The sequence below is a fragment of the Paenibacillus nasutitermitis genome (assembly GCF_014641075.1).
GTDB lineage: Bacteria > Bacillota > Bacilli > Paenibacillales > Paenibacillaceae > Paenibacillus_Z > Paenibacillus_Z nasutitermitis.
On sequence record NZ_BMHP01000004.1, the window covers coordinates 532,005 to 549,958 of the forward strand.

General features: G+C 53.6%; 7 protein-coding genes. All 7 read left to right on the top strand.

Going from position 1 to position 17,954, the window contains the following annotated elements:
* Positions 1-64: 64 nt before the first annotated feature.
* The 7 genes from abc-f to IEY46_RS26930 all read left to right on the top strand — a co-directional run bounded on the left by abc-f (position 65) and on the right by IEY46_RS26930 (position 17,891).
* Positions 65-2,005 carry a ribosomal protection-like ABC-F family protein gene (gene abc-f, locus IEY46_RS26900; protein WP_188996992.1) on the top strand — a complete coding sequence of 647 codons (1,941 nt, stop codon included), beginning with the start codon at positions 65-67 and terminating at the stop codon, positions 2,003-2,005.
* Between the two features lie 268 nt (positions 2,006-2,273).
* Positions 2,274-3,041: a hydroxypyruvate isomerase family protein gene (locus tag IEY46_RS26905; RefSeq protein WP_188996994.1), complete on the top strand. Its 768-nt coding sequence runs from the start codon at positions 2,274-2,276 to the stop codon at positions 3,039-3,041.
* 337 nt (positions 3,042-3,378) lie between these two features.
* The gene (locus tag IEY46_RS26910; protein ID WP_229750564.1) at positions 3,379-6,411 is read left to right on the top strand and encodes a hybrid sensor histidine kinase/response regulator; all 3,033 of its coding nucleotides are present in this window, start codon (positions 3,379-3,381) and stop codon (positions 6,409-6,411) included.
* Entirely contained in the window at positions 6,404-7,501 is a 1,098-nt protein-coding gene (locus tag IEY46_RS26915) for a response regulator (protein ID WP_188996997.1), read from the top strand. The genes IEY46_RS26910 and IEY46_RS26915 overlap by 8 nt, the downstream gene beginning before the upstream one ends.
* A 107-nt stretch (positions 7,502-7,608) precedes the next feature.
* Positions 7,609-11,910: an S-layer homology domain-containing protein gene (locus IEY46_RS26920; protein ID WP_188996999.1), complete on the top strand. Its 4,302-nt coding sequence runs from the start codon at positions 7,609-7,611 to the stop codon at positions 11,908-11,910.
* Between the two features lie 249 nt (positions 11,911-12,159).
* A complete protein-coding gene (locus tag IEY46_RS26925; protein ID WP_188997000.1) occupies positions 12,160-17,241 on the top strand; it encodes an AAA family ATPase in 5,082 nt (1,693 codons plus the stop codon).
* Complete coding sequence (locus tag IEY46_RS26930) at positions 17,238-17,891, top strand: response regulator transcription factor (RefSeq protein WP_188997002.1); 654 nt, start codon at positions 17,238-17,240, stop codon at positions 17,889-17,891. The genes IEY46_RS26925 and IEY46_RS26930 overlap by 4 nt, the downstream gene beginning before the upstream one ends.
* Positions 17,892-17,954: the final 63 nt, after the last annotated feature.

Here is a 17,954-nt window from a genome sequence, read left to right on the forward strand (position 1 = left end):
CTTGTTGCCGCGGCTCTTTTTGTGCCTTGAAGTTAGGGTCTTCTGCCACCAGGAGGCTTTTAATATGATCATTGTCAATGTTCAGCAGATAAAAAAATACCATGCGGCAAACCTTGTTTTGGACGGGGTAACGCTGCAGGTTCAAGAAAATGAGAAGGTCGGCCTGATCGGCTGCAACGGCAGCGGAAAATCAACGCTGCTCCGCTTAATATCCGGCCACGAGCAAGCGGACGGGGGGATGCTGACGATCCGGAAGGATTTGCAAATCGGGTATATGCCGCAAATTCCTGCCGAATTTGAGGAGCTGACCGTTTATGAGGTGTTGGCCTACGGTTATCGGGAGCTGATGGCCGTCAAGCAGGAAATGTCGGCTCTGGAGCAGCGGATGTCCGGTCATGAAGCGGCGGCTGCTCCCGCTATGATGGAGCAGCTGCTGGGATCGTATGCACGTCTCCAGGAGCGTTTCGAGCAATCCGGAGGCTACGAGATGGATACGGTTATCGATCAGGTAGCCAGCGGCCTGCAAATTGACCGCAGCCGCGATCAGCGGGTATTCGGGGGCTTGTCCGGGGGAGAGAAGACGCGTATCGTGCTGGCGTCCCAGCTGGTTGTCCGCCCGGCTCTGCTGCTGCTCGATGAGCCGACGAATCACCTGGATCTGGCGGGGATCGAGTGGCTGGAACAGTTTCTGCAGCGGTATGACGGGGCATATGTCATCGTGTCGCATGACCGTTATTTTCTGGATGCCGTCTGCACCAAAATGATCGAGCTGGAGGATGGCGAAGCCCATACCTATTTGACCAATTACGGCGGGTATATGAAAGAGAAGGAGATGCTTCTTCTGCAGCAGTTTGCGCAGTACCAGGAGCAGCAGAAGCTGATAAAGAAAATGAAAGAGACGATCCGCAAGCTGGAGGAATGGGGGCGGATCGGAGACAACGAGAAATTTTTCAAACGGGCTGCCTCGATTCGAAGAGCTCTGGAGAAGATGGAGAAAATCAAACGTCCCGTCCTGGAACGCAATTCGGTAGACTTCGAGCTGTCCCCTCGTGAGCGTTCGGGCCGCAGAGTGGTCGCATTCGAGGGTGTAGTCAAGAAATTCGCGGACCGGGTGATCTTGAACGGGGCCGGTGGGAGCCTGCTGTACGGTGAGAAAGTCGTGCTGCTCGGCGACAACGGATCCGGGAAAACAACGCTTTTCAAGCTGCTATTGGGCGAGATAGAACCGGAAGCAGGCGAAGTGGAGCGCGGAGCTCGTGTGGAAATCGGTTATTTGGCACAGCAGGAGCCGGTGAAAGACAACAAGCAGAGCGTGCTGGAGTTTTTCCGTACGGAAGGCGGCTTGGAGGAAGGTGAAGCGCGGCATGTGCTGGCGCGCTACCTGTTCTATGGCGCCGACGTGTTCAAACCGCTGAATAAACTCTCTGGCGGTGAATGGTCGCGTTTGCGGCTGGCCCTGCTTGTAAGGAGGAAGCCGAACCTGCTTCTGCTGGATGAGCCGACCAACCATCTTGATGTCGCGTCAAGGGAAGCCTTGGAGGAAGCGCTGGAGGAATTCCCGGGGACGGTGCTGGCCATTTCCCATGACCGGTATTTCATTAACCGGCTGGCGAAACGCGTATGGGAACTGAAGCAGGGCAGGATTGCCGCATATCTTGGCAATTATGAGGATTACAAGGAGAAATGCGGCATACCATCCTTGCAGGTAGAGGAGCCGCTGCGCGCAGCCGGGAAGGAAACCAAGGCTGCGCCGCGCAGGCGCCAGCCGGAAACGGCGGCTGATGCAAGCGACGCAGCGGCGGCACAGGTAACCGTCCACCGGCGCGAACAGCTGGAGCTTGAGATTGCTGAGCTTGAAGCGAAGCTTGCCCGGCTCGATGAAGAGCTGCAGCGTTTGGAGCTGGAGGGCGTTCACGATCAGCTTCTCATCAGATGGGGCGAGCGGGAAGTGGAACAAGCGCAGCATCATAAGCTTATGGAGTTGTGGATGGAGCAGCAAGATTGACCATTCGCTCGTCACGATTGGGAAGAGACCAACGGTCTGGAACTGCCCCGGAATCCGCTTCAGGATTCCGGGGTTTTTCCTGTGGGCAAGGATACGAAATCACAAAGCCCATAGCAAAGGAAGGTGATTATATGAATTGACAAACAGTAGGGAGGGGATTACTCTTGCTTTATCCAGTCAGGGTCTATCAACAAGCAGGGTGAACTTCTCTATCAAATGCCCTATTTCCCCGGACCTGACGAATAACCAACAGAAAAGGGAGCTGCCAATGAGACTTTCAATATGCTTGGATGCCGTTTATCGTGGATATAACTTGGAGGAGGCGCTTACTTCCATCAAGCAATCAGGCTTTGATACGTTTGAGTTTTGGAGCTGGTGGGATAAAGATCTGAACCTTTTATCCGAGCTCAAGAATACGCTCGGGCTGACCATCAGCTGCTTCTGTACCAAATCCGAAAGCCTGGTGGACGAATCGAAGCGTGAGGAATATATAGAGGGCTTGCGCGAGTCGATCGCCGTTGCCGGGCAGCTGGGCTGCTCCAAGCTGATTACACAGGTAGGCAGCGAGCTTGAGGGTGTAAGCAGAGAACGCCAGAGCCAATCGCTTATTGACGGGCTGAAGGCGTGCGTTCCCCTGCTGTCTGAGGCGGGTATTACGCTGCTGGTGGAGCCGCTCAACCTCAAGGTCGATCATGCCGGTTATTTCCTGGCGCGTTCGGATGAGGCATTTGCTATTATCGATGCCGTCGGAAGCCGGCATGTCCAGGTGCTTTTTGATATTTATCATCAACAAGTTACCGAAGGCGATCTGATCCGTACTATTACGGCAAATGCCGGCTCAATCGGGCATTTTCATGCTGCGGGACATCCGGGGCGTCATGAGCTGGATACGGGGGAGATTCGTTATGAAGCCGTATTCGCTGCCATTTCGGCCAGCGGTTATGATGGTGATGTGGGTCTTGAATATTTTCCCCTGGAAGCGCCGGCGGCGGGGCTTCAGTCCATTTTGAACCAGTACGGTTCGATTATGAAATAAGGAAGACTAGCAATTGATGCTGCATTACCACTAGTGATACAGTATGGCAAGGAAAGAAGTTTCCAAGCTATAAAGTCAAAGTGGGCGTAAGCAGAGCTTACCGATTGAATGTCCAACTATATGCGCCCGGAGGACTTTTTACGGTTTCACTCCTGGCGCTTCTTCTGCGTATATGTCTTTCCCCGCATATTCTCCAATAGAAGACCTGCCGTCCATTGGCGGTTTGTCCGAATTTGTCGTTTTATCAGGAAAATTCTATTTCCGTTGCCTCTTATTTGTAATACAATTCACATATTAACCCAGACATATCTCACATATGCAGAAATTAGGAGAAACCATGACCCGACAACAGTCAACGCTTCTTTTAATGAACGGCATCTTCACGGCCCTAATGCTTGTTCTGATACTCAGCTGGCTCACGCCGCAGGCCGATTATCCCGAAGCGAGGCAAGGGGTGCTTAACGCAAAAGGGTGGGATTTCGCCCGGCAGGGCCCTATCCCGCTTAGCGGGGAATGGGAATTTTACGAGGGTAAGCTGCTTGGTCCCGAAGCTTTCGGCAGCGACCGTTCGCCGGGAGTCCCAACCTACATCAAGGTTCCCGGCAGCTTCGCCCGGGACGGCGGGGCCGACTTCGGTACCTACCGCTTGAAGGTTGGGGTGAGCGCATCGGATTTGTACAGTATCCGGGCGAAGAAGGTACGTCTGTCCAGCCATGTCTATGTAAATGGTGAGGACCTCGGCGGCAATGGCAGGTCATCCCGGTCGGCCGCAGACTTCATCCCAAGCAATTTGCCTTTTTTGGGCACAGTTTCTGCTGCAGTCGGATCTGTGGAGATTCTGATTCAGGTTGCAAGCTTTGACAATCTTGCTGGTGGATTGGTGCAGGTACCTGAATTCGGGAGGGCAGAGGATATCCTGGAACAAAGGGACCACGCACGCCTGTCCGACATGATCCTGGTCACGGCTCTTCTTGTATTCGGTCTTTATTATGCAGGAATGTTCCGGCATTGGCGGAGGGAACCCCATCTGATGTATTTCAGCTTGTTTTGTCTGACATTAGGGGTGTTTTTCAGCATCGACAATGAGATTCTGCTCGCCGCGATGTTTCCGTCCTTACCGTTCTTATGGCTGCAGAAGCTGCTGTGGATTCTTCCGACGATTTGTTTCTTTTTTTTCATGCTGTATATCTACCAATATATAGGCAAGATGGGTAATCGCTTGGTAAAGTTCACTACTATGCTGATGTGTGCCTATATGCTTCTCATATTATTCATGCCCAACCGTTATTACGGCAATATCTTTGGAATTAACGCACTGCTGCCAACTTTCTATTTCGCTACCATTTTTACCGTTATCATCAAAAGCCGCAGGCGGGGGATTCAGGGCACAGGATTTTTACTGCTCGGCGTATTCTCCCTTCTAACGATGTGGATTTACGCACAGCTGCGTTATCTTTTCGCGTTGGACACGCCTTATTATATGGTTTTCTCGCCACTGATGATTGTTATTTCCCAAGCGCTTCTGATGACCGACCGGCTGCATGACGCTTATATGAAGAATGAGAAGCTGAATAAGCAGCTGATCGCATACGACCGCCAGAAAGATGAGTTTCTGGCCAAGACGTCGCATGAGCTGAGGACGCCGCTGCACGGCATCATTAATCTGTCCCAGATGCTGCTGGATGACGGGGACCGCCCCTTGCACCCGGCGCACAGGGACAATATCCTTCTTCTCCACCAGGTCGGACGGCGTCTGGCCGGTCTTGTCCACGATATTCTTGATATGAACAAGATTCGATATGGCCAGCTCTCCATTCATTACAATCCTGTGGACATCGGCATGTCGGTTCGTTTCGTTATCGAGACGCTTTCTCTGGTTAAGGACAAGCCAAACGTCCGGCTTGTCAACGGGATACCAGGCGGGCTCCCTTATGTTTGGGCGGACGAGAACCGAATCCGGCAGATTCTGCATAACCTCATGGAGAATGCAATCAAGTTCACATCACACGGCACGGTCAGCGTTTCGGCTGCAGTCCGGGGCAGAGAGATTGCGGTATCCGTAACGGATACAGGCAGTGGAATTCCTCCGGACATGCTGGAGACGCTATTTCGGCCCTTCTCCAGCTGGGGCGAAGAGGGGGAAGGCTGGCGCAGCGGACTTGGCCTCGGACTCAGTATTTCGAGAAAGCTGGTGGAGCTGCAGAACGGCAGAATGGAAGTGGATACCAAGGTTGGCGGCGGCTCTACATTTACCTTTACACTGCCGATTGCAGCGGACATGGACGTCGTATACAAGGACGAAGCTGCCGCAGCTGCGGTCCCCGAGCGCAAGGTCGAACCTCATGCGGAATCTGCGAGGGAATCGAACAGGATGGGGGGCTGCCACTTGCTGATCGTAGACGACGAGCTTTCCAACCGCAAAATCTTGACGGACACCGCCGAGGCGCTTAAATATGGCTATACTGCGGTAGCCAGTGGAGAAGAGGCACTGGCGGCCCTGCGCCGGTCTCAGCGTCCCGACGTAGTGCTGCTTGATGTGATGATGCCCGGCGTCTCCGGTCTGGATGTCTGCCGCGAGATCAGGAAGCTGCACAGCCTGGCAGAGATGCCCGTCCTGATGCTCACAGCATCGGGACAGACGGGAGATTTGATTGCAGCCTTTGCAGCAGGCGCCAATGATATCCTCCAGAAGCCGTTCGAGCTGGCGGAGCTTCGGGCGAGGCTGCATTCGCTGCTGGCGATGAAGGTATCCTCGGCAAATGCGGTACAAAGAGAGATGGACTACCTGCAGGCGCAGATTACCCCCCACTTCCTCTATAACAGCCTGAATGCGCTGATCGGACTGAGCTACAAGGATACAGACAAGCTGCGGGATACCATCGAGCATCTGAGCACTTACTTGAGAGCCAAGTTCACCTTTGTGTTCGATAGCGAGCTGGTGACGTTCGGGCGCGAACTGGAGCTGGTCAAGGCATATCTGGCGATCGAGCAGCTTCGCTTCGGCGAACGGCTGCAGGTGAGCTACCGGATTGAAGACAATTTCGATTGTCTGCTGCCGCCTCTGATTCTGCAGCCGATTGTCGAGAACGCAGTACGTCATGGCGTCGGACCGAAGTCTGGGATGGGCGTCGTGGAGATTGCTGCCCGGCTCATCGATGGCGGAGCCGAGATCACAGTCACGGACGATGGGATGGGTATTGACGGCGAGAGGCTGCAGGCGCTGGAAGAAGGCAAGGCCGGTGGTGTGGGAATAGACAATGTCAACCGTCGGCTCCTGATGCTGTACGGCCGCAAACTGGAGATTCAAAGCGAAACGGGGGCAGGGACCCGGGTGAGGCTCTATTTAACGGAGGAAGATCATAATGATTGAGACAATCTTAGTTGATGATGAGGAAATGGCCCTGGAGGCCCTGGAGAACCGCCTTCTGGAGATCGGGGGCGTATCGGTAATCGGCAAATTTCAGCAGGTGTCCGAGGCGCTCGCAGAAGCTTCCTCGCTCCGTCCCGGCCTGATTTTCCTGGATATTGAGATGCCGGGCGTAAATGGTCTGGCCGCAGCGGAGACATTCAAGTCCAGCTGTCCGGGCGCGGAGATCGTATTTGTGACCGCTCATGCGCAATATGCCATAGATGCATTTGACAGGCAGGCACTGGGTTATTTGCTCAAACCGGTTAACAAGGAGCGACTTATTAAAGCTCTGGAGCGATATGTCGGACTGCAGGCCAGGAAGGAAAATACTCACAGCATACCGGACGAGGCAGATCAGGTTCAGCGGAAGGGCAGCCGTGCGGCCGGAGACCGGCTGCGCCTGCAGATACTTGGAAGTCTTGAGCTGTATACGGCCGACGGAAGATTGCTCACCTGGCGCACCAAGAAAACGAAGGAGCTGTTCGCCTATCTATGGCATCACCGCGGCCAACCCATATACCGTTATCATATTCTAGATCATTTATGGCCGGACCATCTACCTGAGCGGGCCCAAGGACTCCTTCACACAAGTCTCTATTATTTGCGCAGCATGCTGAAGCTTGCGGGTTTCCCGGATATGGTCACCTTCGGGGACGAACGCTACTGGATGCAGGTTGACGGATTGGCAAGCGATATGGAACGTCTTGAAGAGCTGATGGAAGATCCATCCGTCCATACCGGCGAGGCGGTCCTGCTGTACAGGGGAGATTATCTGGACAGGGAGCATTATGATTGGGCCGTGCCCAGAAGGTATGAGTTCCGCTCCCGGTTTTTGCGTTATTTGGACAGGGCCCTTGAGAAAGCGGATGGTTCAGAGCAGGAGCCGCTGCTGCGGAAGCGGGTCGAGCTTGAGCCTGACAAGGTAGAATATTATGATCAATGGATTGCTTTCCTGGAGCAAATGGGCGATAAAGAGTCCGTCAAGCGGGTACAGGCCATGAAGGCGGATGCAGAGGAACAAGCTCACGTACGGGGTGAAATCAATTCATAAACGAGATTTTTCGATGATTTTCGACAATGTTTGGAAAATGTTTAGAACCGCTCTGCTATGCTTGGACCACATGTTTTTAATCATTATTTGAAGAGGTGGGCCAAGCTATGTCAGTCATCGTCAAACCGAATTCCTTCACACGGAAGATCACAGCCGCTGCTCTCAGTCTGTTATTGTTGTTGTGCGTCTTTCAGCCTTCAGCGGCAAAAGCTGATGGACCGTCGGCGCCAATGTGGAAGCTGACGTCCGGGCAAGATGGGCTTAATGTGGATCCGGGCCAGGGTGCAAGAAGTCCCAAGACGGCCGTTTGGAACAATCAGGTATATGCCATATGGGCGGAAAGTGTGCCGGACAGTAATAATATGTTTGAGTACATCATGCAAATCAGGGTCAAAGTGCTGGACGGCGAGAACTGGGTTCCAGCAGATGGTGGAAATGGGCTAAATGTATTCCCGGACAAGAACGCGAATAATCCGGCACTTGCGGTATACAACGGTTCACTCTATGCCATCTGGGAAGAGGAAACAGCATTTGAATTCAAATACGCTATTCGAGTCAAGAAGTACGATGGAACCAATTGGATCACTGCTGATGGAGATGTTCCGCTGAACGGAAGCGGAGGCAATACCACCGGCCAGTTCCCCGTTCTTATCGCCTACAAGGATTATCTGTATGCGGCATGGATGGGCAACAGTAACGGAAGCGGGGAAAGAAAAATCCAGGTTAAGAAATTTGACGGCAGCGTCTGGACAACGGATGCCTCGGATTTAACGTTCGCCCCAAACGGATCCGTTTACGCACCCCAATTCGCTCTCTATAATGATAATCTCTATCTCACATGGAGCGAAAACACCACATCCAGTCCTTATCTCAGTTATATTCCCGTATTTCAGAAATCAGGCAATACGCCTTGGGAGAACATCTCCGGGGCTTCGGGATTGGGTGAACCGACGATAACATCGGCAAGTCCCACTCTGCAAGCGTATAAGGGTTCGCTGTATGCGGTCTGGCGGAATAGCAATACAGCCCAGCTGCTTATCAAAAAATATGACGGCAGCGCCTGGAGTCCGGTCGGAAGCGGGATCCTTACGACTGAAGGCAGTGCCCAGCAGCCTCATATGGCAGTGTTCAATGGAAAGTTATTTCTATCATGGGTAGAGGTTAATAATTACCAAATGAACCCCCGCGTACAGAAATACGACGGCTTTGGATGGACGGCGACGGATGACGGATTAATCACAGGTTCTGATGGATCGGTGGATTCCCTGGCCGCCACTGCAGATGCGCTGCATATTCTTTGGTCCGATGGCATTGCCGTTCGGTCTGCCTTCTATCAGGAGCCGCCTGCTGCTCCGACGGGGCTCAAGGCGGTTGCTGGAGACCAGGAGATATCGCTGAGCTGGGATAGCGACAGCAGCGGATCGGACTACAAGATCTACAAGGGATCTGCGCCAGGCGTTTATGATCCCATACCCGTTGCGACTGTCAGCGGAGCAATTGGCAGCTATAAGGTAATGGATCTCGTGAACGGGAGCAGTTATTATTTTGCGGTCAAGGCGAGCAATGCCATAGGGGAAAGCCCTTATTCCAATGAGGTTGGCGCGACGGCAGGCGTGCTGAAGGCCACTTTGCTGAATGGCTGCGTATATAATTGGACAGTAAGTCCGGAGCAGGCTTTAGAGCAATGCGGTGGAAACCCTCTTCAGGCGGGTACGTTTGTGAACTATGATTACGTCAATAGCGTTTATCTGCCGCGCAGTACATTGGAGTCGGTACTGAAATTTAACTTGCCCGTTACGAACGCTTCAATCGCATCGGCTAAATTAAAGTTATTTGCAACCGTGAAGCAAGTGTCTATTGGAGCAGATGACATTTCGCTTATCCTTCACAAAGCGGATCCGGCCTGGCAGCCGCAAAATGCCGGCGTTGGGATACCCGTGGCGATGCCTCAGCTGAGTAATCTGTCCACTCCCAAGTCTACCGTAAACCAGTTTCCGGATTGGAATGAATTTGATGTGACCTCTCTGGTGCTGGACAGCCTGGACCAGAATGAAACCTCGCTGACAATGGTTCTGGAAGGGACAAGAACGACAGACGATGCGCTAATGTCGTATTTTGATTTTCTGTATAGCGTACCTGGGCTCGAGCCCGTGCTGGAGCTGACGGTGGGGTCGCGGCCGCAGCCAGATCCGGCTGAGCTGCTGACGGGATTAACCTGGTCGCCGGGCAGCACGGCTGGCACAACCCAACTGACGGATGTAAGCGGCGATCCGATCCTGAGATATGTCGTTGGCGCACCCGGCCAGTATACGCGGCCGGTGGCAGGGGCGGATGCAGCGCAGCTAGGCTACACGCAGCTGCTGAACCTGAATGCCGACATTGCTGTGACAAGCGGCCAGCATCTCTATGTTGTCGCTGTAGACAGCCTGGGCAAGATTGTGAAATGGGCAGATAAAGAGGTTGGGGCAGCGGATATTAATCCCGGCCAAGAGCCGCAGACAGATCCGGCTGAGCTGCTGACGGGATTAACCTGGTCGCCGGGCAGCACGGCTGGCACAACCAAGCTGACGGGCGTAAGCGGCGATCCGATCCTGATGTATGCCGTTGGCGCACCCGGCGAGTTTACTCGGCCGGTGGCGGGAGCGGATGCAGCGCAGTTGGGTTATACGCAGCTGCTCAACCTGAATGCCGACATTGCTGTGACAAGCGGCCAGCACCTGTTTATCGTCGCATTAGACAGCCTGGGCAAGATTGTGAAATGGGCGGATAAAGAGGTTGGGGCAGCGGATATTAATCCCGGCCAAGAGCCGCAGCCAGATCCGGCTGAGCTGCTGACGGGATTGACCTGGTCGCCGGGCAGCACGGCTGGCACAACCAAGCTGACGGGCGTAAGCGGCGATCCGATCCTGATGTATGCCGTTGGCGCACCCGGCGAGTTTACGCGGCCGGTGGCGGGAGCGGATGCAGCGCAGTTGGGTTATACGCAGCTGCTGGACCTGAATGCCGACATTGCTGTGACAAACGGCCAGCATCTGTTTATCGTCACAGTGGACAGCCTGGGCAAGGTTGTGAAATGGGCGGATGCGGCAATCGCGGCAGCCGATATTGCAGCAAATACGCCTATCTATCCATCAGTACCTCCTGTGGTTGAGAAACCCCAGGATGACGGCTTTGCCATCCAGTTCAACGGCGGTGAAGTGAAAGACCAGACGGCGACTGGCAAAGTCGTTGAGACGGGCGGCAAGAAGACGACGATTGTCTCGATCGACCCGCAGAAACTGAGCGATAAGCTGGCCAGTTCTCCCGAAGGGGCAGTCATCTTCATCCCCGTACGCAACGGATCGGATAGCGTCATCGGCGAACTGAGCGCGCAGACGGTGAAAGCAATGGAGAGCAAAAACGCAGTATTGAAAATCGAGACGGAGCAAGGCGGGTATACGCTTCCGGCCAGCCTCATCGATGTCCCCGCACTCTTGTCGCAATTGGGGACGAATATCGACTTGAGCGAGATTACAATCCGGATTGCCATCACCAATGTGCCTGAACAGAAAGCCTCGTTCCTGACTAAGGATGGCCAGAATGTCCAGGTGATCGCCCCGGCCGTAGACTTCAGCATTACGGCGGTCTATCAGGGACGTGAAGTGAAGGTGGATACGTTCAATGCCTATGTTGAACGAACCATTGCCATTCCGGATGGAGTTGATCCAAGCAAGATCACTACAGGCGTCGTTGTTCTTGCCGACGGGAGCATCCTTCATGTGCCAACGAAGGTAACGCAAGCGAATGGCACCTATTATGCAGTCATTAACAGCTTGACAAACAGCGTCTATTCGGTCATCTACAATGTGAAGACGTTTGAGGATATCTCCAGCCATTGGTCCAAAGCGAGTATTGAAGATATGGCGTCGCGGCTTATTCTGAACGGCACCGGTAATCAGTTCCTGCCTGACGATGCCATTACCAGGGCCGAGTTTGCGGCAATTATGGTCAGGGCGCTTGGCCTGAGCACAGTGCAGCAGTCTGCTGTCTTCAGTGATGTCAGCAAGAGCGACTGGTTCTATGAAGCAGTATCCATGGCTTCATCCTACGGATTGCTGCAAGGTTATCCGGACGACTCGTTCCGTCCGGACCGCAGTATCTCCAGACAGGAGGCCATGGCAATAACCGCCAAAGCGATGGCTATAGCCGGCATGGAAACGGCTATGACGCCGGCACAGCAGGCCGAACTGCTATCGTCCTTCCGTGATGCCGGCCAATTCGGCGGATGGGCCCAAACTGCTGCGGCGCTGAACATCCGTTATGGCGTGATCAGCGGCAGTGGAGCACAGGCTCGTCCTCTGGACGAGGTAACCCGGGCGGAAACGGCCGCAATGATTCAGCGGCTGCTCCGGCAAGCCGGCCTGATTTAAGGCCGGAACAGCCTGGCGCCGATAGGAGTCACTACAAGGGCCGACTGGAGTCTGCCCGCCCTTTATAAACAAAGAAGCTGCCCCAAGGGTCTGATGCCCGAAGGGACAGCTTCTTTTTCATTTTCATCCGGGAATGGGTCTTGCAGGTGTTCTTCCCAAAAACAAGGAAAAACAAGAATATTGTCGAATTTATAGAAGACAGAGGGTGTTGATTGTCACGGCAGTGATTCATTTGGAGTGTGATTGTACATGCTTGCGTGTCAAGGATATGAACCTATAGAGAATATCGGAAGCACAGATGACATCCGGTTATACCGGATGCTGCGCCTTGCTGATCGCCAAGTGGTGATTGCCAAGACTACCTGTGAGGAATATCCCTCCTCCGCCGTTATAAATTCTTTCCGGCAAGAGTATAACATCCTGCAGAATCTGAACGGCAATGGAGCGGCCAAGGCGTATCAATTGGAGCTGACGGCATCGCGACCGATCCTGTTCATGGAAGATATCGGGGGCACTACGCTGGACAAGCTTATGCGGAATCGTACAGATTTCCGGGAGCTTGCCAGCTTATTGACCATTGCAGCAGCTGTGGCGGATAGTCTGCGGCAGCTGCATGACGGGCAGATTATGCTCAATGGGCTGACTCCGTTTCATATGATGGTGAATCCCGATCGCGGTGAAGCCAAGCTTATCGATATCCGCATGTGCACCGTGGGTGGAAGCCCGGCTCCGCAGGAAGGATCCGCAGGAAGGCTGGATGCCGCGCTTGCTTATATCTCTCCGGAGCAGACCGGCAGAACGGGGTTGAAGCCGGATTACCGCTCTAATCTTTATTCGCTGGGTATCATTCTGTATGAGTGGTTTGCGGGACAGCTGCCCTTTGCTTCCGGGAATGCACTGGATTTGGTTTACCAGCATCTCGCCAGCAAGCCGCTTCCTCTGCATGAATGCGCCCCGTCCATTCCGCAGGCGGTATCTGACATTGTTGCCAAATGCATGGAGAAGATGCCGCAGTCACGGTACGCAACGGCGTATGGAATCAAGAACGATCTGGAATTATGCCTGACCCGGCTTCGTTTGACGGGAACGATAGAGCCCTTCCTGCTTGCGGATGACGATCAATCGGATCAATGGCAAATTCCCGCGGGTTTCTCCGGCCGGCAGGCCGAACAGGAATGTCTGCGACAGGTCCTGCGCCAGGCTGCGGGCGGGCCGGCGGAGATCATATGGATAACGGGGAGCGGAGGCATCGGGAAAACAAGCTTCGTCGAAGAAACCTTCCGCACGGAAACTTCATCAGTGGGCTTCTTCGCCCGCGGCAAGTCGGACTCCAGCGGTCTGTCACAGACGTATGAGCTTTGGATTCAAGCCATCGACCAGTTGGTCGGCCAATTGCTCACGGTCAGCATGCTGCAACTGGAGGTTTGGAAGCTGCGCATCACCAACGCACTTGGCGATTATGGACAACTGTTGACAGGTCTCGTTCCGAGACTGGAGCTGCTGATCGGCGAGCAGCCGCCTGTCAGGCCGCTGCCGCCGCTTGAAGCCCAGCATCAATTGCATCAGCTTCTAAGCCGTTTTCTCCAGCTATTTCTGGACAAGACCGGTCAGCCGCTCGTTCTGTTCTTCGACGATCTGCAATGGGCGGATGAAGCTTCGCTGCAATATCTTGCTTACCTGCTGGGAGACTGGGAAACCAAGCATCTGCTTGTGATAGGGGCTTTTCGGGATGAGGATTTAACACCGCAGCATCCGCTGTCCATACTGAAGCATGAATTTGACAAGCGCAGCCGCAAGGTTGGGAGCATTCATTTGGAAGGTGTGACAAGCGATGATTTCAAGCAGCTTGTGGGCAACGCGCTTCATGGTGAAGGAGCGGGGATTGACGAGCTTGCGGCGGCACTATACCACAAGACGGAGGGCCACCCGCTCTTCTTCAAACGTTTTCTGCAGGATTTAATTGATGAGAAACACGTGTTCTTCGATAAAGAACGGCGTACCTGGAATTGGGACCTGCTTCAAATCAGGGAAATGGACATCCCGGACAATGTAGCCGATTACATTCTCGCCAAGCTGACGGATTTGCCGTCGAATGCGGTTTACGCTCTGGGATGTGCCGCTCTTTTGGGCAACAGCTTCGATTTTGATGTGCTGGTCACTCTAACGGGCTATTCCCGGCAGGAACTATCGGAGGTGCTGGATCTTGCTGTGCGGGAGCGTTTTCTGTTCACGGTCGATAAAGACAATCCCTTCTACAAGTTCCAGCATGACCGCATCCTGCAGGCAGCCTATCTACTTGTGCCCGCCGATGACCGTTCCAGTCTTCACTGGACCATCGGGTCCTTGCTGGCGGACCGTCGGGATGACGGTGAGGGCATCTCGGTGTTCGAGGTGGTGAGGCACTTCAATCAGATGCCGCATATGCTGCTTGACCAAGAGCAGAAGCTGATACTGGCGGACTTCAACCTGCAAGCCGGACTATCGGCTAAACAGGCAACCGCCTATGAAACGGCAAGGAGCTACCTGCAGCTTGCGGCTGCATTGCTCCAGGATTCGGACTGGGAAACCCATTATGATCTGACTTTCCGCTGTTACCAGGAGCTTGCGGCAGCCGAATATCAATGCGCCAGCTTCGCGGCGGCCAATGAATGGTTCGAGCTGACGCTGAGCAAGGCGTCTACCCGCATGGACAAGGCACTCGTCTGCATACTCAAGATTCAGCTGGAAGCAAGCAAGGACAACCATCAAGAAGTCCTCGCATGGGGGAAGAAAGCGTTGGAATGGCTGGGTATTCGTCATAATTTCAACCCGGGCTCGGTACATCTGGCTCTGCAGTGGTTTAAATTGCGCAAACGGCTGGCCAGGCATTCGGCTGACTCGATCGGCAGTTTACCGCCTATGACCGATGACATGCGCATGACGGCAATGTCTGTGTTTCTGCTAATCAGCAATTCCTGTATATTTATTGACCATAAGACTTGGGCGAGCAATGTATTTGCTATGCTGGAACTCACGCTGGATTATGGGATGACCCCGGAGGCGTCGATCGGATTTGCCGGGCTCGCGCTTATGCAGTACTACACGTTCAAGGATGACAAAGAGAGCTATAAATGGGCCAAGGTGGCCTGCCAGCTATCCCGGCCCTATCCGCTGCTCTATGTGAAGTCGTTAACCGTGTTCTCGCTTTGTTACACGAGCTGGAGGCGTTACGAGCCTGATTTTATGACAACCTTCAGTGAATATGCGGGCAAGGTGGGTCTGGAGTCGGGGGATCTGTGGCAATCCAACCAGAGCGTGCTGTTCAACTGCGGCATGCTTGTGCAATGCGGGTATCCCCTGGACTTTATTTATGAACGGCTGTTGGCTCATGCTTCGAATTTTCAAAAGAATGATAACATCGCCCACTGGAAAATGGCGGTTATCCTCACCGAAATGATTGTCCGTTTAAGCGGAAACCGGGCAGCTGAGGACCCTTATGCGGCGGAGGATGTGGTTTCGGCGGATTTTGTCCACTCTGTGCACGGGGATGAGTTCCATACGGCACAGGAGCTCCTATATACGATGCTGTATACAACCAACTATCTATTTGGCGACTATCATGCGGCTGCGCACGCTGTTTCCGAAATGCGCGCTCTGATCAGCAAACGCAAATCCGATGATGAGCATTTCGGACATAATGTGTACGCATCGCTGGTGTGGGCCCGGCTTTATGAGGACGCAGGCGCCAAGGACCGCAGCCGGTATTTAGTGGACATCCGCCGGAATCTGAAAAGCATGAAGCCATTGGTAAATGGCAGATCTAGCATAAATATTGATAAATATTTCCTTGTGCAGGCGGAATACGCGCGAATCCGTGGCAAACACAGGCAGGCGGGGGACTTTTACGAGAAAGCCATCGATGAGGCCCGCAAAAGCGGCCATACTCATGACGGCGCCATCGCTGCCGAATGTTACGGCAGGTATGGGCTGCAGCAGGGCAAGATCCGTCTCGCGCAGATTTATATGACAGAAGCCTACGAGTCCTATATGAAATGGGGAGCCGCCGCCAAGGCCGATGAGCTTAAGAAACAATACGGCCATCTCCTGCAGCTGCAGCCGGTTGCAGAGATTGACCGCGTGGATTATCTCTCCGTAGCCCAGTCCTCGCAGATCCTGTCGGGGGAAATAGAAATGGGACGGTTGCTGCATACTTCGCTGCGGTTAATGCTGCAGAACGCAGGGGCGGAGTATGGCGCGCTGGTTTTTGCCGATCAGGAGAAGTGGACCGTTGAAATTTACGGGACAACCTCAGAGCTTCACCTGCAATCCATAGCGTTGGAGGTTGCGGGTCAGCTGGTGTCTACCGCTATTATCGCTTATGCAGCACGGACGCAAGAGGAAGTCGTGCTGTTCGATGCCGCAGCAGGCGGGATGTTCGCGATGAACCCTTATGTCAAGGACAATCGGCTGAAATCAGTTCTCTGCCTGCCGATCATGCATCAGAACAAACTGATCTGTCTGCTGTATATGGAGAACAAGCTGTCGGCGGGTATTTTTTCATCCGAACGATTGGATGTGCTGAGGATGATCGGTACGCAGTGCGCGATCTCTATTGAAAATGCCAGACTTTATTCCGGTATCCAGGAGCTGAAGAACAGTCTGGAGGATCAGGTGGAGGAGCGGACGCAGCGTTTGCAGCGGTCGATGCAGGAAACCTCGGCAGCCCTTGCCGAAATGTCCATCTATGCGGAGCGCAACCGCATTGCTCAGGAGATTCACGATATCGTCGGCCATACGCTTACCTCTACGATTCTTCAGATCGAGGCGGGCAAGCGTCTATTGAGTAAGGATATGCCGGAAGCGGTGAAACGGCTCCAGGAAGCGCAGCATCTGGTCCGGAACAGTCTGAACGAAATTCGCGGTTCCGTCCATATGATGAAGGAGGACAGGTTTTTCCACCTCAAGCTGGCGCTGGAGCAGCTGATCGATAAAACGGTACAAAACATGGATGTAGACGTTGCGGCGGATATTCAGGAGCTGCCGCCCCTTTCGGGTGCGTATAAGAAAGCGATCTATTTTGCGCTTCAGGAGGGCCTGACGAACGGCATCCGGCATGGGGAGTGTACGGCATTCCGGTTCAGTCTGGAAAATACAGAGAATTACTTGCGTTTCAGACTCGAAAATAATGGGAAAAGTGGAGATGAGATTATTAAGGGCTTTGGGTTGAAAGCGATGGAGGAACGCGTACTTCTTCTGGGAGGAAATCTGTCTATTCATTCGGGTGCGGAGCATGGTTACCTGCTGAAGATTGATCTGCCTTATACTGTGCAGTTGCAGGAGGCTGGGGAATGAATGCCATAAGGCTTGTTATTGCCGATGATCAGATGCTGACCCGGGAAGGCCTTAGAACTATTCTTGACCTGGAAGACGATATGAATGTTGTCGGAACGGCTTCTAATGGGCTGGAGGCTTGCGAGCTTGCGGAAGCGCTCCGGCCGGATCTGGTTCTGATGGATGTGCAAATGCCGAAGATGGATGGCATTGAGGCGCTGAAACGGATCAAGCAAAGCAGTCCGGGAACGGCCGTCCTGATTTTGACCACCTTTATGGATGATGATTATATTATAGAAGGACTCGCAGGGGGTGCGAGCGGCTATATGCTGAAGGATATGGACCCCGACAGAATGATCGCATTAATTAGAGATGCCGCGCATGATCAATTTGTTCTTCCGAATGCTGTAGCGGCCAGGTTGGCGGCAAGGGTAAGCCGCACAAGCGAGTCCTATGATGCCGGACATCAGCCAAGTCTCGGACGGATGAAGCTGACGGAGCGGGAGAAGGAAATAGCCCGGTTGATTGTGAGAGGACTGAATAATCGTGAAATCGCGGAGGCCTTATACATCGGCGAAGGCACGGTCCGCAACTATATCAGTAATCTGTACAGGAAATTAGATGTCGTCGACCGGGCGCAGGCTATCCTTCGTCTTCAATCGCTAATTTGAGGGCGACGGGGTTCTCCGGGTGCCGGATCGGTTAATAAATGCCATACAATAAGAGTGGAGTGG